General features: G+C 66.6%; 18 protein-coding genes and 1 tRNA gene. 17 read left to right on the plus strand and 2 right to left on the minus strand.

The features are described from left to right. The first annotated feature begins 33 nt into the window (after positions 1-33). The 3 genes from rluD to RM532_RS14035 are packed head-to-tail and all read left to right on the plus strand — an operon-like array spanning position 34 to position 2,593. A complete protein-coding gene (rluD, locus tag RM532_RS14025) occupies positions 34-1,011 on the plus strand; it encodes a 23S rRNA pseudouridine(1911/1915/1917) synthase RluD (RefSeq protein ID WP_311653963.1) in 978 nt (325 codons plus the stop codon). After that, positions 1,011-1,748 (plus strand): peptidoglycan editing factor PgeF, encoded by a 738-nt coding sequence (gene pgeF, locus RM532_RS14030; protein ID WP_311653964.1) that lies wholly within the window; start codon positions 1,011-1,013, stop codon positions 1,746-1,748. Before rluD ends, pgeF begins: the two co-directional genes overlap by 1 nt. A gap of 53 nt (positions 1,749-1,801) precedes the next feature. Further along, the gene (locus tag RM532_RS14035; RefSeq protein WP_311653965.1) at positions 1,802-2,593 is read left to right on the plus strand and encodes an SDR family NAD(P)-dependent oxidoreductase; all 792 of its coding nucleotides are present in this window, start codon (positions 1,802-1,804) and stop codon (positions 2,591-2,593) included. Here the strand turns inward: RM532_RS14035 and uvrA are convergent. Next, complete coding sequence (gene uvrA / locus RM532_RS14040) at positions 2,590-5,433, minus strand: excinuclease ABC subunit UvrA (RefSeq protein ID WP_311653966.1); 2,844 nt, start codon at positions 5,431-5,433, stop codon at positions 2,590-2,592. The genes RM532_RS14035 and uvrA overlap by 4 nt on opposite strands. 177 nt (positions 5,434-5,610) lie before the next feature. Between uvrA and RM532_RS14045 the strand changes: the two genes are divergently transcribed. The 3 genes from RM532_RS14045 (at position 5,611) to RM532_RS14055 (ending at position 8,418) form a co-directional block, all read left to right on the plus strand. Continuing rightward, a complete protein-coding gene (locus RM532_RS14045) occupies positions 5,611-6,798 on the plus strand; it encodes an MFS transporter (RefSeq protein ID WP_311653967.1) in 1,188 nt (395 codons plus the stop codon). A 53-nt stretch (positions 6,799-6,851) separates the two neighbouring features. Next, positions 6,852-7,340, plus strand: coding sequence for a single-stranded DNA-binding protein (gene ssb / locus RM532_RS14050; RefSeq protein WP_311653969.1), 489 nt, complete (start codon positions 6,852-6,854; stop codon positions 7,338-7,340). Positions 7,341-7,434: 94 nt separating this feature from the next. Next, positions 7,435-8,418 carry an NADPH:quinone oxidoreductase family protein gene (locus tag RM532_RS14055; protein ID WP_311653970.1) on the plus strand — a complete coding sequence of 328 codons (984 nt, stop codon included), beginning with the start codon at positions 7,435-7,437 and terminating at the stop codon, positions 8,416-8,418. Between the two features lie 4 nt (positions 8,419-8,422). Here the strand turns inward: RM532_RS14055 and RM532_RS14060 are convergent, their stop codons facing one another. Further along, positions 8,423-10,597: an LTA synthase family protein gene (locus RM532_RS14060; RefSeq protein WP_311653971.1), complete on the minus strand. Its 2,175-nt coding sequence runs from the start codon at positions 10,595-10,597 to the stop codon at positions 8,423-8,425. A 166-nt stretch (positions 10,598-10,763) separates the two neighbouring features. On the opposite strand from RM532_RS14060, the gene miaB reads away from it, so the two are divergent. From miaB to RM532_RS14115, 11 genes are all read left to right on the plus strand, one after another. Next, positions 10,764-12,131, plus strand: coding sequence for a tRNA (N6-isopentenyl adenosine(37)-C2)-methylthiotransferase MiaB (miaB, locus tag RM532_RS14065; protein ID WP_311653972.1), 1,368 nt, complete (start codon positions 10,764-10,766; stop codon positions 12,129-12,131). A 21-nt stretch (positions 12,132-12,152) separates the two neighbouring features. After that, a complete protein-coding gene (locus tag RM532_RS14070; protein WP_311653973.1) occupies positions 12,153-13,133 on the plus strand; it encodes a PhoH family protein in 981 nt (326 codons plus the stop codon). Beyond that, on the plus strand, positions 13,130-13,603 hold the full coding sequence (gene ybeY, locus RM532_RS14075) for an rRNA maturation RNase YbeY (protein ID WP_311653974.1): 474 nt from the start codon (positions 13,130-13,132) through the stop codon (positions 13,601-13,603). Before RM532_RS14070 ends, ybeY begins: the two co-directional genes overlap by 4 nt. Next, positions 13,600-14,454, plus strand: coding sequence for an HlyC/CorC family transporter (locus tag RM532_RS14080; RefSeq protein WP_311653975.1), 855 nt, complete (start codon positions 13,600-13,602; stop codon positions 14,452-14,454). The genes ybeY and RM532_RS14080 overlap by 4 nt, the downstream gene beginning before the upstream one ends. After that, positions 14,451-15,965 carry an apolipoprotein N-acyltransferase gene (gene lnt, locus RM532_RS14085; protein WP_311653976.1) on the plus strand — a complete coding sequence of 505 codons (1,515 nt, stop codon included), beginning with the start codon at positions 14,451-14,453 and terminating at the stop codon, positions 15,963-15,965. Before RM532_RS14080 ends, lnt begins: the two co-directional genes overlap by 4 nt. 106 nt (positions 15,966-16,071) lie before the next feature. Next, complete coding sequence (leuS, locus tag RM532_RS14090) at positions 16,072-18,522, plus strand: leucine--tRNA ligase (RefSeq protein ID WP_311653977.1); 2,451 nt, start codon at positions 16,072-16,074, stop codon at positions 18,520-18,522. 13 nt (positions 18,523-18,535) lie between these two features. Beyond that, positions 18,536-19,021 carry an LPS-assembly lipoprotein LptE gene (locus RM532_RS14095; RefSeq protein WP_311653978.1) on the plus strand — a complete coding sequence of 162 codons (486 nt, stop codon included), beginning with the start codon at positions 18,536-18,538 and terminating at the stop codon, positions 19,019-19,021. Further along, positions 19,018-19,611, plus strand: a complete 594-nt coding sequence (locus RM532_RS14100) for a nitroreductase family protein (protein WP_311653979.1) — start codon at positions 19,018-19,020, stop codon at positions 19,609-19,611. The genes RM532_RS14095 and RM532_RS14100 overlap by 4 nt, the downstream gene beginning before the upstream one ends. A 101-nt stretch (positions 19,612-19,712) precedes the next feature. After that, entirely contained in the window at positions 19,713-20,141 is a 429-nt protein-coding gene (gene rplM, locus RM532_RS14105; RefSeq protein WP_311653980.1) for a 50S ribosomal protein L13, read from the plus strand. Positions 20,142-20,144: 3 nt separating this feature from the next. Then, the gene (gene rpsI, locus RM532_RS14110) at positions 20,145-20,537 is read left to right on the plus strand and encodes a 30S ribosomal protein S9 (RefSeq protein WP_311653981.1); all 393 of its coding nucleotides are present in this window, start codon (positions 20,145-20,147) and stop codon (positions 20,535-20,537) included. A 17-nt stretch (positions 20,538-20,554) separates the two neighbouring features. Then, positions 20,555-20,628 (plus strand) — tRNA-Gln (locus RM532_RS14115). The last annotated feature ends 33 nt before the right edge of the window (positions 20,629-20,661 follow it).

Consider the following 20,661-nt stretch of genomic DNA (forward strand, 5'->3'; position numbering starts at 1 on the left):
CCGCGCTGGGAAATAACCGCCTGAGTATACCGAATGATGTCCGACGCGAGTAATAGCGAGTGCCGCGAGTTCACCATTCCGGTGGAGCTGGCCGGTCAGCGCCTCGACAAGGTACTGGCGCAGTTGCTGAACGACTACTCGCGCAGCCGCCTGCAGGCCTGGCTGCGGACCGGCGCCATCCGTGTGAACGGGGAAACCGCGGTACCGCGGTCGGCGGTGCAGGGCGGCGAGCGCATCCAGGCCCGGCTGGAACCGGGTGAGCACGACACGGCGGTCGCACCGGAAGCGATACCCCTCGACATCCGGCATGAGGACGACAGCCTGCTGGTGGTCAACAAGCCCGCCGGCCTGGTGGTGCATCCCGGTGCCGGCAATCACGACGGTACCCTGCAGAACGCCCTGCTTCATCACGATTCGCGCCTGGCCGAACTGCCCCGGGCCGGCATCGTCCATCGCCTGGACAAGGACACCAGTGGGCTGATGGTGGTGGCCCGGACGCTACCCGCCCACAAGTATCTGGTGGATGCCCTGGGGGCACGCGAGATCAAGCGCGAGTATGAGGCCGTGGTGCAGGGCGTGCTGACGGCGGGAGGCTTGGTGGATGCGCCGATCGGCCGGCATCCGGTGGACCGCAAGCGCATGGACGTGCGCCCGGGGGCGCGGCCGTCGGTGACCCACTACCGGTTGCTGCAACGTTTTCACGCCCATACCCACCTGCGGCTGCAGCTCGAATCCGGGCGCACGCATCAGATTCGCGTGCACATGCAGCATCTGCGACACCCGATCGTGGGCGATCCGGTCTACGGCGGCCGGCCGGCGCCGCCTGCCGGCGCCAGTCCCGGCCTGCGCCAGGCGCTGACCGATTTTTGTCGCCAGGCCCTGCATGCCCGCCGCCTGGGGCTGGCGCACCCGGCCAGCGGCGAATTCATGACCTGGCGCGCGGCGGCCCCGGCAGACCTGCAACAGTTGCTTGTCGAGCTGGAGGCTGACCAGCAGGCACGCGAGGCGTGATGACCGACGACGACTTCCTCGCTGCCGACTGGCCGGCGCCGGCCAACATCCATGCGGGCACTAGCTTGCGCACCGGCGGCGTCAGCCAGGGTAGCTGGTCGAGTCTCAATCTGGGCGGACATACCGGGGACGACCCCGCGGCGGTCGCGGAAAACCGCGCGCGGCTGCGCCGCCATCTCGGCCTGCCGGCCGAGCCGGCCTGGCTGACTCAGGTACACGGGGTCGACGTGGTCGCCGCCGACACGGCGCGTGATACCCGCGCCGACGCCGCCTGGACGGTGCAATCCGGCGTGGTATGCACCGTGCTCACGGCCGACTGCCTGCCGGTGCTGTTGTGTGATCGGGCCGGCCGGCACGTCGCCGCCGCCCATGCCGGGTGGCGGGGGCTGGTGGCCGGTGTTCTGTCGGCCGCGGTGCAGGCCCTGCCGGTGGCGCCACGGGAGTTGCTTGCCTGGCTGGGTCCGGCAATCGGCCCCGCCGCATTCGAGGTGGGGCCGGAAGTGCCCGAAGCCTTTGCCCGGCGGCGGCCGGGATCAACGGATGCCTTTGTACCCGCCGCCAGTTCGGGCAAGTTCCTCGGTGATCTGCCTGCCCTGGCTCGGGCGGAACTGGCTGCTGCCGGCGTGGAAGCGGTTTACGGCGGTGGCTGGTGCACCGTGTCCGATCCCGACCGGTTCTTCTCCTACCGGCGCGACGGGGTGTGCGGACGCATGGCCACGCTGGTCTGGCGGGATTGAGTCATGTAATCGCCGCGCCGGATGAATTCGGCGTCAACAACGAGGACGGGAACATGAGCAGGATTGAATGCCGCGGTCGCACCGCGCTGGTAACCGGGGCCTCCAGTGGTCTGGGTGCCGATTTCGCCCGGGATCTCGCTGCGCGCGGGGCCAATCTCGTGATCGTCGCCCGTCGGGATGACAAACTGACGTTGCTGGCCGACGAGATTTGCACCGCCCACGGTGTCGATATCAAGGCGATCCCGATGGATCTGGGCACCGAGCGGGCGCCGCAGGAACTGCATCGTCAGCTGACCGAGGCGGGACTCGCCGTGGACTTTCTCGTCAACAACGCCGGCTTCGGCGTCTACGGGGATTTCCTGACCCTCGACTGGGAACGGGAGAACGCCATGCTCCAGCTCGACGTGGTCACGCTGACGCATCTGTCGAAGCTGTTCGGCCGCGACATGGCCGAGCGCGGCTTCGGCGCGATGCTGCAGATCGCCTCCACCGGTGCCTTCCAGCCATCACCCGGGTACGCCAGCTATGCCGCAGCCAAGGCCTATGTGAAATCGTTTTCCTATGCCATCGACCATGAAATGCGGCCGCGGGGCGTGACTAGTACGGTGCTGTCGCCGGGGGTCACGGCGACCGAGTTCCTGCAGGTCTCGGGGCAGCGCAGGAACTGGTTCCACAAGCTCACGATGATGCAATCACCGGCCGTCGCGCGGGTGGGGATCAATGCCATGCTGGCCCGCCGCAAGGGCGTGGTGGCCGGCTGGATGAACAAGCTGGCAGCCCACTCCAACCGGATGAATCCGACCGCGGTATCCACCGGTATCGCCGCCGTGGCAATGAAGAACTAACCCGCCTTGCGGCCTTTTGTCGCCGGCAGCATGTCACGCAGGAAGCGGCCGGTATGGGAGGCTTCGACCGCCGCCACGTCCTCGGGCGTACCGGTGGCGATCACCGTGCCGCCGCCGTCGCCACCCTCGGGACCCAGGTCGATCAGCCAGTCGGCGGTCTTGATCACGTCCAGGTTGTGCTCGATCACCACCACCGCATTGCCGTGGTCGCGCAGCCGGCTGAGCACCCGCAGCAACTGGGCGATGTCGTGGAAATGCAGGCCCGTGGTGGGCTCGTCCAGGATATAGAGCGTCTTGCCGGTGTCGCGCTTGGACAGTTCGCGGGCCAGCTTGATGCGCTGGGCCTCGCCGCCGGACAGCGTCGTGGCGTTCTGCCCGAGCTTGACGTAGGACAGGCCCACGTCCATTAGCGTCTCCAGCTTGCGGCGCAGGGCCGGTACCGGCTGGAAGAAGTCCAGCGCGGCCTCCACGGTCATTTCCAGCACCTCGTGGATGGTCTTGCCCTTGTAGTGCACTTCCAGGGTTTCGCGGTTGTAGCGCGCCCCCTGGCAGACGTCGCAGGTGACGTAGACGTCCGGCAGGAAATGCATCTCCACCTTGATCACGCCGTCGCCCTGGCAGGCTTCACAGCGCCCGCCCTTGACGTTGAACGAGAAACGTCCGGCCTTGTAGCCGCGGGCCCGGGCCTCGGGAGTGCCGGCGAACAGATCGCGGATGGGGCTGAACAGACCGGTATAGGTGGCGGGGTTGGAGCGCGGGGTACGGCCGATCGGGGACTGATCGATATCGATCACCTTGTCCAGATGGTGCAGGCCTTCGATGCTGGCCACCGGGGCCGAGCGGGCCACGGTGCGGTTGACCTGCCGTGCCACCGCGGGCAGCAGCGTTTCGTTGATCAGCGTGGACTTGCCGGAACCGGACACGCCGGTGATGCAGGTCAGCTGGCCCAGGCTTATATCCACGTCCACGTTCTTGAGATTGTTGCCGCGGGCGCCGCGTATGGCGAGCATGCGCTTGCGGTCGAAGGGCTGGCGTTCGTCCGGAATTGCGATCTCCCGCGTGCCGGCCAGATACTGGCCGGTCAGCGATTGCGGTTCGGCGGCGATCTGCCCGGCGGTGCCGCTGGCCACCACGTAGCCGCCGTGGTCCCCGGCGCCGGGCCCCATGTCGAGCACGAAGTCGGCCTCGCGGATGGCCTCCTCGTCGTGCTCCACCACGATCACGGTGTTGCCCAGGTCGCGCAGCCGTTCCAGCGTGTTGAGCAGCCGCCGGTTGTCGCGCTGGTGCAGGCCGATGGAGGGTTCGTCCAGTACGTACATCACCCCCACCAGACCGGCGCCGATCTGACTGGCGAGGCGGATACGCTGGGCCTCGCCGCCGGACAGGGTCTCGGCGCTGCGCGACAGGGTCAGATAGTCCAGCCCGACATTGATCAGGAATTCCAGCCGTTGACGGATTTCCTTGACAATGGGCGCGGCAATGTCCGCGCGGTGACCCTCGATTTCCAGTGCCCCGACCGCCTCGAAGGCCTTGCCGATGCTCATGCCGACCAGCGTCGGCAGGGTGGTGTCTGCCACCCGCACATGCCGGGCCGCACGGTTGAGTCGCGCCCCCCGGCAAACCGGGCACGGCTTGTTGGACAGATACTTGGCCAGTTCCTCGCGCACCGCCATGGAGTCGGTTTCCGCGTAGCGCCGCTCCATGTTGCGGATCACCCCCTCGAAGGCGTGGCGGCGGACCTTGCGCCGGCCGCGGGCACTGACATAACGGAACTCGATCTTCTCCCCGCCCGAGCCGTTCAGGATCACGTCGCGGGCCTGTTCGGGCAGGTCCGCCCAGGGGGCTTCTAGGTCGAAGCCGTAGCGCTCGGCCAGGGATTCGATGATGCCGAAGAAATAGGGATTGCGGCGGTCCCAGCCGCGCACCGCGCCGCCGGCCAGCGACAGGGCCGGGTCGGTGATCACCCGGTCGGGGTCGAACACCGACATCGAGCCCAGACCGTCGCACGAGGAACAGGCGCCGTGCGGGCTGTTGAAGGAAAACAGCCGCGGTTCCATGTCGTTGATGGAATAGCCGCATGTGGGGCAGGCAAAGCGGGCCGAGAACACCTCCGGTTCGCCGTCCCCACGCCAGGGCAGGATCCAGGCAATGCCCTCCGCCAGCCGCAGCGCGGTTTCGAACGACTCGGCCAGGCGCTGCTGGATGCCCTCGCGAATCTTGAAGCGGTCGACCACGATCTCGATGTCGTGCTTCTTCTTCGGATCGAGTTCGGGCACCTCGTCGATCTCGATCACCTCGCCGTCGACCCGCGCGCGGATGAAGCCGGCCCCCCGCATCTGCTCGAACACATCCCGGTGTTCGCCCTTGCGTGAGCGGATCACCGGTGCCAGTAGCATCCAGGCCGAATCGGCTTCCCGGGCCAGTGTGGCGTCGACCATCTGCGACACCGTCTGGATGGTCAGCGGCTCGTCGTGATCGGGACAGAACGGGATGCCCGTGCGCGCGAACAGGAGGCGCAGATAGTCGTGGATCTCGGTGACCGTGCCCACGGTCGAGCGTGGATTGTGGGAGGTGGACTTCTGCTCGATGGAGATGGCCGGCGACAGGCCCTCGATGCTGTCGATATCCGGCTTTTCCATCATCGACAGGAACTGGCGGGCATAGGCTGACAGGGATTCCACGTAGCGACGCTGGCCTTCCGCATAGATGGTGTCGAAGGCCAGACTGGACTTGCCGGAGCCCGAAAGCCCGGTGATCACGATCAGCTTGTCGCGCGGCAGGACCACATCCACGTTCTTGAGATTGTGGGTGCGGGCACCGCGTATGACGATTGAATCCATCGGAGGGCCAGCGGGTCGGGAGAAGAATCAACCGTGTACTATACTGCGCTGCGCAAAACAGGGGCAAAGGCATGGCCGGCGCATCGTTTTGCACAACCACACTCAACCGTTTCGCAGAGGCTTGGCGATCATCACGTTGCTGGCTGAAAGCCCTGATCGCGTCCCCGGGAGACGCCCGTGAACGCCCTCGAATGGCGGGCTACCGGCGGGCTGGCGTCGATCTATGCCGTGCGCATGCTGGGTCTGTTCATGATCCTGCCGGTATTCGCGCTCTATGCCCAGGATCTGCCCTCGGCCACCCCGTTCCAGGTCGGGCTGGCGCTGGGCATCTACGGACTGACCCAGGCGCTGTTGCAGATTCCCTTCGGCATGGCGTCGGACCGCGTCGGACGCAAACCCATGATCGTGTTCGGCCTGCTGGTGTTCGCCGCCGGCAGTGCACTGGCGGCGGCGGCCGACACCATTCACTGGATCATCGCAGGGCGCGCGTTACAGGGCGCGGGGGCGATCGCGGCGGTCACCAATGCGTTGCTGGCCGACCTGACCCGCGAGCGGCAGCGCACCACCGCCATGCTGGTGCTGGGCATCGGCATCGGGGCCTCGTTCACCCTGGCACTGATGCTGGGGCCGGTGCTGGACCGCTGGATCGGGGTGCCGGGCATCTTCGGGCTGACCGTGGTGCTGGCGCTGGCCTGCATTCCGCTGGTGATCTGGGTGGTGCCGCCCGCGCCGGCGAAACGGGCCGCCCATGCCGGCATCCTGCGGGACATCCGCCGGGTGGTGGCGGATGGCCAGCTGCTACGGCTAGATGCCGGTATCTTCATTCTGCACGCCATTCTTACAGCCCTGTTCGTGGCGGTGCCGGTCACGCTGGCGGATGATCTCGGCCTGGCCAAGGGCCACCACTGGATGATTTACCTCCCGGTGATGCTGGGCTCGCTGGCCCTGACCATGCCGCTGATACGGCTGGCGGAAGGTCGTGGCCATACCCGCGCGGTGTTCCTGGGTGCGGTATCGCTGCTGGCAATGGCGGCAGCGGCGCTGATCTGGGGGCAGAACAGCGTGGCCGGGATGGTTACGGCGCTGCTGGCATTCTTCGGTGCGTTCAATCTGCTGGAGGCTACGTTGCCGTCGCTGGTGTCCCGAGTGTGCGACACCAGCGTGCGCGGCGCCGGTCTGGGCGTTTATTCCGCCAGCCAGTTCTTCGGGGCGTTCGTCGGCGGTGCCGCGGGTGGCCTGACGTTCCAGTATCTCGGCGCGACCGGGGTGTTCGGCGGCAGCGCGCTGCTCGCAGTGATCTGGCTGGCTGTGGCCTGGGGCCTGCGACCGCCCGTTGCGCAGCAACTGCCGGCAGGGGCAGACTAGCCGACAGATTCGAACGCTTGGCGTTCCTCGAAACAGACAGCAGGAGACAAGGCATGGCACGCGGTATCAACAAGGCGATTCTGATCGGCAATCTCGGCGCCGACCCGGAGGTTCGCTATACCGCCGGCGGCACGGCGGTGGCCAACGTGAATCTGGCCACGTCCGACCAGTGGAAGGACAAACAGTCCGGCGAGATGCAGGATCGCACCGAATGGCACCGCCTGGTGTTCTTCGGACGCATGGCGGAAATTGCCGGCGAGTACCTGAAGAAGGGCAGCAAGATCTACGTCGAGGGGCGCATCCAGACCCGCAAGTGGCAGGGCCAGGACGGCCAGGATCGCTTCACCACCGAAATCGTGGCCAACGACATGCAGATGCTCGACGGCCGCGGCGGCGGCAGCGCCAGTTACGACGGCGGCTCCCAGGGTGGCGGCGGCCAGTATCAGGGTGGCGGGCAGCAGCGCCAGCCGCAGTCCAAGCCGCAGCCGGCTCCCGCGGATCAGGGTTTCGACGAGGATCTGGACGACGACATTCCGTTCTAATCAGACCTTCGAGTTCTGAACGCGCGCTTGCCGGTCTTTCTCGGCGGCGGCGCTCGCCTGCCGATTCATTTTCGATACTCATGCCGGTGCACCCATGAAAGCCATTCTCTGCACCCAGCACGGTCTGCCCGAGTCGCTGGAATACGCCGATGCCGACGATCCGACCCCGGGGCAGGGCGAGGTTCTCATCGGGGTGAAAGCGGCCGGGGTGAATTTCCCGGATACGCTCATCATTCAGGGGAAGTATCAGTTCAAGCCCGACATGCCGTTCTCGCCGGGTGGCGAGGTGGCCGGCGAGGTGCTGGAAGTGGGCGAGGGTGTCTCGCACGTCAAGCCGGGTGACCGGGCGATGGCTCTGATGACCTGGGGCGGTTATGCCGAAAAGGCGGTGGTGCCGGGCATGGGCGTGGTGCCGATGCCGCCGGATATGCCCTTCAACGAAGCCGCCGGTTTCCCGCTGGTCTACGGCACGGTGATTCATGCGTTGAAACAGCGTGGGCGCCTGCAGGAGGGTGAAACCCTGCTGGTGCTGGGCGCCGCCGGGGGTGTCGGACTGGCCGCCGTGCAGCTGGGCAGGCTGATGGGCGCGCGGGTAATCGCGGCGGCCAGCAGCCAGGCCAAGCTGGACCTTTGCGCCGAGCACGGTGCGAACGAGCTGATCAACTACACTGAAGGCGAACCTCTCAAGGAACAGGTCAAGGCCCTGACCGATGGCAATGGCGCGGACGTGATCTTCGACCCGGTCGGGGGCGACGCCTTCGATCAGTGCCTGTCCTGCATCAACTGGGACGGTCGCCTGCTGGTGGTGGGGTTTGCCTCCGGCCGGATTCCGGAAGCCGCGGCCAACCGCCTGCTGCTGAAGGGTTGCTCGGTGATTGGTGTGTTCTGGGGCAAGTTCGTGCAGGTGGATGCCCGGACCAACATGGCCAACTTCATGCAGCTGATCCAGTGGTACAACCAGGGCCGCTTCCGGCCGGTGATCAGCCGCACCTATCCGCTGGCGCGGGCGGCCGATGCACTCAATGACATGCTGGCACGCAAGGCGACCGGCAAGCTGGTGCTGGAGACTGGCGCCTGACGCATCACTCGGTTTCGGTCTGCTCGACCGTGACCTCCAGCCGGCTCAGCCACAGGGTGTTGCCCGGGCGTTTCGGGCGCCAGTGCAGTGTCATGGCCGCGCTGGCAGGTGTGTGGTTCACTTCCAGCAGTAACGACGCGTTGCTGCTCAGGCTGCCTTCGATATCCAGCCGCCGGGTTGCCAGCGTCCTGCCGCTGCCGGCATCGGTGAACTCGATCTGCAGTTGACCCGCGCCGGGTCCGCCGTCGTGCCGCTGGCTGCCGCCCGACATGGACAGGCGTATGCGGTCCCCCGCCGCCAGCGACAGCGGTTGGCCGCCGCGATAAGGATGATCGGCGCTGATCTCCATCGGCGCCGTGCGATAACGATCGGCATCCCGCATGCCCAGTCCGCGGATGATGGAGGCATCCGCGGCTACCGCCATACGGTCCTCGATATCCATCATCAAGACCTCGGCCTCGGTGTCGGCCTGCAGCGTGCCGAACAGGCGGTCGGGCTCGAATCGCCACTGGCTGCAGCGCATCAGCGTCTCGTCGCAGTCGAGCAGACGGCCGTCCTCGAGCAGGAAGTAGCTGCGTGCCCGGTAGGTGTCTCCGAACAGCAGCCCGCGCGGGCGCTGGGGGGCGACCAGCAGGCTGCGGCCGATCATGTTGCCGCCGCCTTCGGTGTCCAGCAGATCGACCAGCGTGACCGGTATGTCGATCTGTGCGGTGATCGCATCGGGCCCGGCCATGGATGCCAGCCAGTCCGGGTGCGGAGGGCGTACGGCGAGCATGCCGAAATTGTGATCCAGCACCAGCTCGCGCTCGCCCTGGCGGCGGAATCCGCCGGCCTCGTCAGTGGTCAGTATTACCCAGGTGTCGTCCAGTAATCCGTCCTCATCGAGGCCGGCAAGGAAGTCCTGCACCGCTTTGCTCATGTCGCGGAATGCCTGCTGGCGCCGGGCCTGCTCGTTGCCTTCCGGCTCGGCCCGGAACGGGTGATGTGTGCCGACATTCAGCAGGGTGACGAACCAGGGATTCTCACCGTGAGCCTGTTCGACAAGATAGGCTTTCGAGGCGGCCAGGAAATCCGCGTCCGAGGGCCCCCATCCCGTGACCGGAATGCCCTGTTCCTCGAATGCATTGCGCCCCCGTAGATGCTGGAACCCTGCCAGCGGCATGAAACGGTTCTTGCTCATGAACTCGAGCGGGGCGGCCTGCAGATAGCTGGTGCGGTAGCCGTGATCCGCGAGTATTGCCGGCAGGCACGACAGGTTCATCTTCTTGTCTTTGGCAACGATCATCTTGGGTACCGCGGTGATGATCCGCGGATAGTCGCCGCACAGGAGTGGATAGGTGCCGCGGTGGGTCTGGCGCTGCAGTGACAGGAAGTTTCGATAAATCCGGTAGCCGCTATCCTGCAGATACCGGTCGAGTCGGGGTAGCCGGATTTCCGGCGCCAGGCCGTGGTGATCGGCCACCGAGGGCAGGTAGGCAGCCGACATGCCCTCGATCATGATCATCAGGATATTGGATCGCTCGCCGCTTTGCGTGTTGCGATCCTCGCGCACGAAAAAGCGCAGATCCGATTCACCCATGCCGGCGGCCAGATCGGGCTCTACCTCGCGCGGCAGACTGCGCCATACGGCTCCGGGTAGCTGAATCAGCGACGCCACCAGCGGGTTGTTGCCCGGATGCGTGGGCGAGTGCACCGTCACGGCACAGGCGGCCAACAGTGCCAGCATCATCAGCAGCCGGCGGCCGGGCCGGGCTGCCGGCTGCCAGCGACGCAACTGCCAGAGCGCGGTGAATGCCACCGCGGCGTAGACCGGCAGGAACAGGATGGCCGGGGTGGCCAGCGTGGCGCTAAGGAAATTGGTATCCGCAGCCTGCCAGGTATGCGCCAGGCGAAACAGGCTGGCGTGGGTGTGCAGATGCTCGCCCGCGGCGTAATAGCAGAGCCCAGCCAGACTACCGGCGGCGGCGATAATCAGCCAGCCGCGCAGCCATGCGCGGCCCAGGGTGAGCACCACGGCAGCCAGAATCTCCCCGGGGATCAGCCAGGGCGTGAGACCGACCAGATGCGACTGCCACAACAGCAGTGCGCGCAATACCAGCAGTGCGCCCAGCGCGACCAGGAATGCGCGCAACCAAGCCTGTCGGGGAGCGTGATCCTGGGTCGGGCGGGTCGCGGTCATCAATGGCGTGGGTGTCGGCTGGTCGGGATGGCGCGGATTCTACGGGTCCCGCGTATGCTGCGCCCGTGGCAGGGCGCTACCAGCGGCGCTGACGAACGTCCGCGACAACGCGTAAAATGTCCGGACATTTCGCGCGCATCCATCGTCGCAAACCGTACAAGGGCTCATGGCCGGCAAGGTATACGTACAAACCTGGGGTTGTCAGATGAACGAGTATGACTCCGCCAAAATGGCGGATGTGCTCGGCAAGTATCGTGGCATGACCCGAACCGCCACCCCGGAAGATGCCGATGTCATTCTTCTGAACACCTGTTCCGTGCGCGAAAAGGCGCAGGAGAAGGTGTTCTCCCAGCTCGGCCGCTGGCGCCCGCTCAAGGATGCCAATCCGTCGCTGGTGATCGGCGTGGGCGGCTGTGTGGCCTCGCAGGAGGGCCATGCCATCCGCGAGCGGGCGCCGTATGTGGATCTGGTGTTCGGGCCGCAGACGCTGCACCGGCTGCCGGAAATGGTCGACAACGTGATCGACAACCGCGCGTCGGTGATCGACATCGCGTTTCCCGAGATCGAGAAGTTCGACCGGCTACCGGAGCCGCGCGCCGAGGGCCCGGCGGCGTTCGTGTCGATCATGGAAGGCTGCTCCAAGTACTGCAGCTTCTGCGTGGTGCCCTATACCCGCGGCGAGGAAATCAGCCGTCCGTTCGACGATGTCATTCTCGAAGTGGCCGAGCTTGCCGCCCAGGGCGTGCGCGAGATCACCCTGCTGGGTCAGAACGTCAACGGCTATCGCGGACCCATGGTCGACGACCAGGGGCGCGATGCCGGCATCTGCGACCTGGCGCTGCTGGTCAACTACGTGGCCGACATCGACGGCATCGAGCGGATCCGCTACACCACCTCGCACCCGCTGGAATTCTCGGATTCCCTGATCGCCGCCTATGGCGAGGTCCCCAAGCTGGCCAACTATCTGCACCTGCCGGTGCAGGCCGGGTCCGATCGCATCCTGCAGTCGATGAAGCGCGGCTACACGGTGGCGGATTTCCGCGACAAGATCGCCCGCCTGCGCACGTTGCGGCCGGATATCAGCCTGTCCACCGACATCATCGTGGGCTACCCCGGCGAGACCGACGAGGACTTCGAGGCCACCATGGCGTTGGTGGAGGAAATCGGTTTCGACCAGGCCTTTTCCTTCATCTACAGCAAACGCCCGGGCACGCCGGCCGCGGACCTGGAGGACGACACCCCGCGCGAGGTCAAGCGCGAACGCCTGCAGCGCCTGCAGCGGCGCATCGACGCCTTCAATGCCGATTACATGGGGGCGATGGTGGGCACCCGGCAGCGGGTGCTGGTGGAACGGGCCTCCCGGCGCGGCGGCAATCAGCTGGCCGGGCGCACCGACTCCAACCGCTGGATCAACTTCGACGGCCATCCCGGTCTGATCGGGCGCATGGTCGACGTGGTGGTCACCGAGGCCCTGAACAATTCCCTGCGCGGCCGTCTCGCGGATCACGAGGAGGCCCTGGCGATTTCCGCCTGACGGCGGAGTCGTGGTGCAATCTTGGCCGTCGCCAGCCAATCACTTCTACTCGAGCCGGCCGAGCCGGAACGGCTCGCCCACCTGTGCGGTCCGGAGGATGCCAACCTCCGTCAGATCGAGCAGGGGCTCGGGGTGGCAATTCACAATCGAGGCAACCGCTTCCAGCTGCATGGTCCGGACGCGGCCGTATCGGCCGCCTTCACGGTGCTGCGTGAACTGTACGACGCCTCCCGCAGCGGGCCGGTCACCCCGGAACGGGTGCATATCGGGGTGCGCTCGGCGGCCCGCGACGTGAGCGTGGACGACGACGATCCCGATGCCCCGTCCGCCGATGAGCCCGTGATAAAGACGCGCCGCGGCCTGATCCGCGGCCGTGGTCCCAACCAGCGGCGCTATCTCAAGAGCCTGGCCGAGTTCGATTTGAACTTCGGCGTCGGCCCGGCCGGCACCGGCAAGACCTATCTGGCCGTGGCCAGCGCGGTGGCGGCGCTGGAGGCCGACCGCGTGCGCCGGCTACTGCTGGTGCGGCCGGCAGTCGAAGCTGGCGAACGGCTGGGTTTTCTGCCCGGCGATCTGGCGCAGAAGATCGACCCCTATCTGCGCCCGCTCTACGATGCGCTCTATGAAATGCTCGGCTTCGAGCGGGTGGCGCGGCTGATCGAGCGCAACGTGATCGAGATCGCGCCGCTGGCCTACATGCGCGGGCGCACGCTCAACGAGTCGTTCATCATTCTCGACGAAGCACAGAACACCACCGTGGAGCAGATGAAGATGTTCCTGACCCGCTTCGGGTACGGCTCCACGGTAGTGGTCAACGGTGACACCAGCCAGATCGATCTGCCGCGGCACCAGAAATCGGGTCTGCGCCACGCGCTGGAGGTGCTGGATGGCGTTGGCGACATCAGCATCACCCGGTTCACCAGTCAGGACGTGATCCGCCACCCGCTGGTCCAGCGCATCGTGGAGGCCTATCAGCGCCACGAGGACGCCGCCGAATCATGACCGTGGTGGTGGACATCCAGCGCGAATCCGCCGAGCCCGCGCCCGACGACGAGGACTTATCCCGCGCCGTCGCGGCCGTGCTGGCCGGACGGCGGGATCAGGCCGAGCTGTGCCTGCGCCTGGTGGACGAGGCGGAGAGCGCGGCGCTCAACCACCGCTACCGCGGTCGTGACGGTCCCACCAATGTGCTCTCCTTTCCCTGCGACGTGGCACTGCCCGATTGCCATCTGCTGGGCGACCTGGTCATCTGCGCGCCGCTGGTGGCACGCCAGGCCCGCGAGCAGGGCAAGGCCGCGGCCGACCACTGGGCGCATCTGGTGGTCCATGGTGTGTTCCATCTTCTGGGGTACGATCACGTGGATGACGCCGACGCCGACATCATGGAAAACGAAGAACGCGCGGTGCTGGCAGGGCTGGGCATTGCCGATCCTTATGCGCTGCCCGCCGACACCGACACGATGAGCCAATGAATCAGGAATCCGACGCTCCCGATCAACGCGGCAACGGCTGGCTGCGCCAGCTGGGCCAGAGCCTGGCAGGACCGCCGCGCGACCGCGAGGAACTGATCGAGGTCCTGCGCGAGGCCCAGGCCAATGATCTGCTCGACAGCGATGCCCTGTGGATGATGCAGGGCGTTCTCAGCGTGTCCGAGATCCAGGTCCGCGACATCATGATCCCGCGCTCCCAGATGGTGGTGGTCGAGCGTGATGCGGAAGTGGCCCATATCCTGCCGGTGGTGCTGGAGTCGGGGCATTCGCGGTTTCCGGTGATTGGTGAGTCCCGCGACGAAGTGGTGGGCATCCTGCTGGCCAAGGACATGCTCCGGGTGGCCATGGATGGCTCCGAGCGCGGGTTCGATCTGGACGACGTGCTGCGGCCGGCCGTGTTCGTGCCCGAAGCCAAACGGGTGAACGTGCTGCTCAAGGAGTTCCGTGCCTCGCGCAACCACATGGCGGTGGTGGTAGACGAATACGGCGGCGTGGCCGGTCTGGTCACCATCGAGGACGCGCTGGAACAGATTGTCGGCGACATCGACGACGAGTACGACCAGACCGAGGGTGCTTCGATCCTGCGTCAGGAGGCCAACCGCTATCTGGTGCGCAGCCTCACCCCGGTGGAGGTGTTCAACGACTACTTCGGCACCGAGTTCTCGGACGAGGAGTTCGACACCATCGGCGGCCTGGTGATGCACGAATTCGGCCACATGCCGCGGCGCGGGGAGACCGTGGTCATCGACCGCTTCCAGTTCAACGTACAGCGGGCGGACTCGCGTCGTATCCACCTGTTTTCACTGACCGTGTTGCCCGAGGCCGACGCGTGACGCGGCGCGGGTTTCGGCTCGCGCCCTGGTGCCAGGATTTTCTGCTGCCCCCGCTTCTGGGGGGGCTGGTCACTGCCGGATTCGCGCCTTACAGCTATTACGGGCTTACCCTGATCGGGCTGATGGGCTTGCTGGCCTTGTGGTGGCAGGCCCCGACACCCTGGCGCGGGGCCTGGCGCGGCTGGTGGTTCGGGGCGGGATATTTCGCCACCGGCATCTACTGGGTGATTGTCAGCACCCATGTCTATGGTGGTGCCCCGCTGGCGCTGGGGGTGTTCCTGGTGGCCCTGCTGGTGGCGGTGCTGGCGCTGTTCCCCGCGGTGATCGGCGGGCTGGCCGTGGCCATGCGCGGTCTGCCGCGATCGTTGTGGGCGCTGCTGGCCGTGCCGGCCGCCTGGCTGCTGCTGGAACTGGCCCGCGCCACCGTCGGCACCGGCTTCCCTTGGCTGTCGCTGGGCTACACACTGATCGATGCGCCGGTGCGAGGTCTGGTGCCCATCGTCGGGGTCTACGGTCTGGGAGCGCTGCTGGTGGCGGCGGCCGGCACCCTCTGGCTGCTGCTCGCCGGTGGGCTGTTCGACCGGGTGCTGGCTGCCGCCCTGGTGGTGGTATTCCCGATCGGGCTCTGGGCGCTGCCGGCGCCGCTGTCCTGGACCACGCCGGCCGGCGCGCCCCTGTCCGTGGCCATTCTCCAGGGCAATGTCGATCAGGCCGATAAATGGCGGCCGGAGAACCTGGAACCCACCAAGCGGCTTTATCGCCGGTTGTCGGACGAGGTCGACGCCCGGCTGGTGATCTGGCCGGAGGCGGCGATTCCCTCTCTGCGGGTGCTGCAGGAGGATTACCTGGACGAGATTGATCAGCGCGCGGCGCAGACCGGTCGCACCGAACTGATCGGCTTTCTGGTCTACGACCGGGTGGAGGAGCAGTTCTTCAACGTCGTGGAGGCCCTGGGCGTCGAACAGGGCCGCTACCGCAAGCGCCATCTGGTGCCCTTTGGCGAATACTTCCCGGTACCGGATTTCATCAAGCCGCTGGTCGACGGGGTGAACATGCGCTACAGCTTCACCCACGGGCCGGTCGAACAGCCGCTGATCGAGGTGGATGGCATCGGCCTGGGCATCTCCATCTGCTTCGAGGATGCCTTTCCGCGGGAAATCCGCCGGGCGCTGTCGGCCGCGGGCATTCTGGTGAATGTCACCAACGATGCCTGGTTTGCCGACAGCACCGCCCCGCATCAGCATCTGGAAATCGCGCGAATGCGCGCGCTGGAGGCCGGCCGGCCGCTGTTGCGTGCCGCCAATACCGGCATCAGCGCGGTGATCGGCCCCACCGGCCGGGTGCGCCAGCGCACGCCGCAGTTCGAGGTGGCCACGCTCGAGGCCGAGGTGACGCCGCGACAGGGCGCGACGCCTTTTGTCACCTACGGCAATACCCCGGCCTGGTCGTTGGCCGTGGTGCTGGTGGTAGCCGGGGTCGGGGCCTCCCGCTGGCGCGGGAAGGTGGCCTGATTTCGCGCGTCGTCGGGCTCGCGCTCGGAGCCGGTTAGGTCGTCCGTTGGCCCCTGCGATATCCTTGCGCGCCTTGTTCCGCCAACCATAAAGCCAGCAGCACCGGATGGAATCCGAATACAAGCCACGGGAGATCGAGCCCGTTGTCCAGGAACGCTGGACGCGCGAGCAGTGCTTCGCCGCCGTCGAGGACGACAGCCGCGAGAAGTTCTACTGCCTGTCCATGTTTCCCTATCCCAGCGGCAAGCTCCACATGGGGCATGTACGCAACTACACCATCGGCGACGTCATCAGCCGCTATCAGCGCATGTGCGGCCGCAACGTGCTGCAGCCCATGGGCTGGGATGCCTTCGGGCTGCCGGCGGAAAACGCCGCGATCGCCAACGGCGTGCCGCCGGCGGAATGGACCCGCGCCAACATCGAGTACATGCGGGGTCAGCTCAATCGGCTGGGTTTTGCCTACGACTGGAACCGCGAGCTCGCCACCTGTGATCCCGACTACTACCGTTGGGAGCAGTGGCTTTTCACGCGTCTGCTGAAAAAGGGGCTGGTCTACCGCGCCAAATCGGTGGTCAACTGGGACCCCGTCGACCAGACCGTGCTGGCCAACGAACAGGTGGTGGAAGGCCGTGGCTGGCGTTCGGGTGCGGTGGTCGAGCAGCGCGAAATCCCGCAATGGTTTCTGCGCATCACCGACTATGCCGACGAACTGCTGGCCGATCTGGACCGGCTGGAGGGCTGGCCGGATGCGGTGCGCACCATGCAGGCGAACTGGATCGGCCGCTCGGAAGGGGTGGAGATCGATTTCGCGATCCGCGGGCAGGCGGCGCCGGTCACGGTGTTCACCACCCGTCCGGATACGCTCATGGGCGCCACCTACATGGCGCTGGCCGCCGACCACCCGCTGGTGACAGCGCGCGAGGCCGACGATCCCGAACTGGCCGCCTTCTGTCGCGAATGCCGCAGTGGTGGCACCGCCGCGGCCGATCTGGAAACCCGGGACAAGCGGGGCTACCGGCTGGATATCGAAGCCGTGCATCCGCTGTCGGGCGAGGGGCTGCCGGTCTACGTCGCCAACTTCGTGCTGATGGGGTACGGCACCGGCGCGATCATGTCGGTCCCGGCGCACGATCAGCGGGACTGGGATTTCGCCCGCGCCTACGATTTGCCGATCAAGCCGGTGATCGCCATGGCGGACGGCGCATCGCCGGACGTCACCCAGGAAGCCTTTTCCGACCGCGGCAATCTGATCGATTCCGGCGAATTCACCGGTCTCGATTTCGACGCCGCGTTCGCGGCGATCGCGGACCGGCTGGAGGCGGGCGGCTGGGGCCGGCGCCGCGTGCAGTACCGCCTGCGCGACTGGGGCATTTCCCGGCAGCGCTACTGGGGCTGCCCGATTCCGGTCATCCACTGCGAGGGCTGTGGCGCCGTGTCGGTGCCCGAAGCCGACCTGCCCGTACGGTTGCCGGAGGATGTCACGCCGGCGGGCGCCGGATCGCCGCTGCCCGGCCGGGCCGATTTCGTCGAGGTGAACTGCCCGCAGTGCGGCAAGCCGGCGCGGCGCGAAACCGACACCTTCGATACTTTCGTCGAGTCCTCCTGGTATTTCGCGCGCTACGCCTGTCCGGACAACGACACGGCCATGCTGGATTCGCGGGCCAACTATTGGCTGCCGGTGGATCAGTACATCGGCGGGGTGGAGCACGCCATCCTGCATCTGCTCTACGCCCGTTTCTTCCAGAAGCTGCTGCGCGACGAGGGTCTGTCGGCGCCGGACGAACCTTTCGCCCGGCTGCTGACCCAGGGCATGGTGCTCAAGGACGGGGCCAAGATGTCCAAGTCCAAGGGCAATACCGTCGATCCGCAGGCGATGATCGACCACTACGGCGCCGACACCGTGCGGCTGTTCATGATGTTCGCGGCGCCGCCGGAACAGTCGCTGGAATGGTCGGATGCAGGCGTCGAGGGCGCGTTCCGTTTCCTCAAGCGGTTGTGGCGGCTGGTGGCCGATCACGCCGCCACCGGCCCCGCGCCGCTGGCGGATCCGGATGCTCTGGACGAGGGTCAGATGGCGATGCGGCGCAAGCTGCACGAAACCATCGCCAAGGTGGGCGATGACATCGGCCGGCGTTACACCTTCAATACCGCCATCGCCGCGGTGATGGAACTGTGCAACGCCCTGGCGAGGTTCGACGATGACTCGCCCGGTGGCCAGGCCGTGCGCCAGGAAGCCCTGGATGCCGTCGTGCGCATGCTGACCCCGATCGTGCCGCACGTGGCCGAGGTTCTCTGGCAGGGCCTTGGCCACCGCGATGATCTGCTGGATGCCGAGTGGCCGATCCATGATCCGGCGGCCCTGGCGCGGGACGAAGTGGAACTCGTGGTGCAGATCAACGGCAAGGTGCGCGGCCGCATCCGCGTGGCCGCGGATCTGGACGACGACGCGATCGAGGCCGCGGCCCGCGAGGAACCCAACGTCGCCCGCCATCTGACCGATCAGGCCGTGCGCAAGCGCATCGTCGTGCCCGGCAAACTGCTCAATCTGGTGGTATAGGAACCTCTGATTGATGCCTATACCAATGCGCGCCGGCGTTCTCCTGCTAACCCTCTGGCTATCGGCCTGCGGCTTCCACATGGCGGGCAGTGTCGCCGGGTCGGGGCTGGACGGCCTGCAGGTCGAATACGAACAGCGCTATCGCGTGCTGCCGCCGCCGCTGATCGACGTGCTGCGCGAGCGAACCGGCGGGGGTGACGGGCAGGCGTCAGCACGTCTGGTGATCCGGGGCATCGACGACACCCGGCGGGTGCTGTCCGTGAGTCCGCAGGACGGCCGCGCCAATGCCTTCGAACTGATCAGCGAGGCCAGCTTCGACTTGATCCGGGACGGGGAAACCCTGCTGCGCGATCAGCAGGTCAGCACCCAGCGCGACGTGGGCTTCGACGACAGCCGGCGGCTGGCGGCGGATGCCGAGAGCCGGGACCTGCGCGCGGCCATGCATGCCGAACTGGCGGACCTTATCCTGCTGCGGGTCGAGACCGCGCTGGCGCCATGAGCGACGACGACCGCATCGGCCCCGAGCCGCCCCCGATCGAGCAGTCGCAACTGGCGGCACTCGTGCGCGGACGGCGCACCATCGCCCGCTTTCTGCCGGAACGGCCGGCCGACGAGGTCGTCATGCGGGCCATCGAGGCGGCCCGCTGGGTACCCAACCATAAGCTCACCCAGCCCTGGCGTTTTCACCTGCTCGGGCGCGAGACGGCGACGAAGATCGTTGATCTCAACGCCCGCCGAGTGGCGGCGGCCCGCGGTGAGGCCGCGGGCGAAGCCAAGCGCCAGCGCTGGAGCGCGATCCCCGGCTGGCTGGTGGTGACCCAGGTGCTGGACCCGGATCCGCTCCGCGCACGCGAGGATTACGCGGCCTGCGCCTGCGCCGTTTACAACCTCACGTTGTCGCTCTGGTGCGAGGGCGTGGCCAGCAAATGGACCACCGGCGAGGTCACCCGAGCCCCCGAATTTCATGCCCTGCTGGAGATCGATTCCACGGTCGAGGACGTGATTGCGTTACTCTGGTACGGCTATGCGGACGAAGCCCCGAAAATGCGGCGGCGTCCGGTAAGCGAACTGTTGATCCGCAAGCCCTGAATCCCGCGGCATTCATTGCAATGTCCCACCGCCTCGGGTAATATCGCGCGCCTTTCGGGGTGGCAGGCCCCGGCGCATTCCGCTATCTGCGAGACACCGACATGAAGACGTATTCCGCGAAACCCGGCGAGGTTGCTGCCGACTGGTATCTGGTTGATGCCGATGGCAAGACGCTGGGTCGGCTGGCCACCGAGATTGCCACGCGCCTGCGCGGCAAGCACAAGCCTGAATACACGCCCCACGTGGACACCGGCGACCACATCGTGGTGATCAATGCCGAGAAGGTGCACGTGACCGGCAAGAAGCGCGAGCAGAAGCGCTACTACCGCCACAGCGGCCACCCCGGCCACCTCAAGGAAACGACGCTGGAAGAGCAGATCGAGCGTCATCCCGAGCGCGTGATCGAACTGGCCGTCAAGGGCATGCTGCCCAAGAACCCGCTGGGCCGTGCCATGTACCGCAAGCTGCGGGTCTACCCGGGTGGTGAACACCCCCACACCGCGCAGCAGCCCAAGGCGTTGGAGATTTAATCGATGGCAACCGAACAGAGCTACGGCACCGGCCGCCGCAAGACCGCGACCGCTCGTGTCTTCCTCCGGCCCGGCAAGGGCGACATCACCGTCAACAAGAAGTCGCTGGACGACTACTTCGGACGGCCGACCTCGCGCATGATCGTGCGGCAGGCGCTTGAAGTGACCGATTCCACCGAGCGCTTCGATATCTATGTCACCGTCGAAGGCGGGGGGCCGAACGGCCAGGCCGGCGCCATCCGTCATGGCCTCGCCCGGGCGCTGATCCAGTACGACGAAGGCATGCGGGGCGCCCTGCGCGCCGCCGGTTATGTGACGCGTGACGCCCGCAAGGTCGAGCGCAAGAAGATCGGCCTGCGCAAGGCCCGCAAGGCGCCGCAGTACAGCAAGCGCTAAGCGAGGCGACGATCAACTGGGGGATCGTCTAACGGTAGGACTGCGGACTCTGACTCCGCCAGTGGGGGTTCGAATCCCTCTCCCCCAGCCAAACAAATGACCCGCCGGGAAGGCGGGTTTTTTG

This window comes from Spectribacter hydrogenoxidans (assembly GCF_031846275.1).
GTDB classification, from domain to species: domain Bacteria; phylum Pseudomonadota; class Gammaproteobacteria; order Nevskiales; family Salinisphaeraceae; genus Spectribacter; species Spectribacter hydrogenoxidans.

Bases quoted from the DNA above. Each gene is read 5' to 3' on its own strand.
- rluD (WP_311653963.1), top strand. From the start codon at position 34: ATGATGTCCGACGCGAGTAATAGCGAGTGCCGCGAGTTCACCATTCCG.
- pgeF (WP_311653964.1), top strand. From the start codon at position 1,011: ATGACCGACGACGACTTCCTCGCTGCCGACTGGCCGGCGCCGGCCAAC.
- RM532_RS14035 (WP_311653965.1), top strand. From the start codon at position 1,802: ATGAGCAGGATTGAATGCCGCGGTCGCACCGCGCTGGTAACCGGGGCC.
- uvrA (WP_311653966.1), bottom strand. From the start codon at position 5,433: ATGGATTCAATCGTCATACGCGGTGCCCGCACCCACAATCTCAAGAAC.
- ssb (WP_311653969.1), top strand. From the start codon at position 6,852: ATGGCACGCGGTATCAACAAGGCGATTCTGATCGGCAATCTCGGCGCC.
- RM532_RS14055 (WP_311653970.1), top strand. From the start codon at position 7,435: ATGAAAGCCATTCTCTGCACCCAGCACGGTCTGCCCGAGTCGCTGGAA.
- RM532_RS14060 (WP_311653971.1), bottom strand. From the start codon at position 10,597: ATGACCGCGACCCGCCCGACCCAGGATCACGCTCCCCGACAGGCTTGG.
- miaB (WP_311653972.1), top strand. From the start codon at position 10,764: ATGGCCGGCAAGGTATACGTACAAACCTGGGGTTGTCAGATGAACGAG.
- ybeY (WP_311653974.1), top strand. From the start codon at position 13,130: ATGACCGTGGTGGTGGACATCCAGCGCGAATCCGCCGAGCCCGCGCCC.
- RM532_RS14080 (WP_311653975.1), top strand. From the start codon at position 13,600: ATGAATCAGGAATCCGACGCTCCCGATCAACGCGGCAACGGCTGGCTG.
- leuS (WP_311653977.1), top strand. From the start codon at position 16,072: ATGGAATCCGAATACAAGCCACGGGAGATCGAGCCCGTTGTCCAGGAA.
- RM532_RS14095 (WP_311653978.1), top strand. From the start codon at position 18,536: ATGCCTATACCAATGCGCGCCGGCGTTCTCCTGCTAACCCTCTGGCTA.
- RM532_RS14100 (WP_311653979.1), top strand. From the start codon at position 19,018: ATGAGCGACGACGACCGCATCGGCCCCGAGCCGCCCCCGATCGAGCAG.
- rplM (WP_311653980.1), top strand. From the start codon at position 19,713: ATGAAGACGTATTCCGCGAAACCCGGCGAGGTTGCTGCCGACTGGTAT.
- rpsI (WP_311653981.1), top strand. From the start codon at position 20,145: ATGGCAACCGAACAGAGCTACGGCACCGGCCGCCGCAAGACCGCGACC.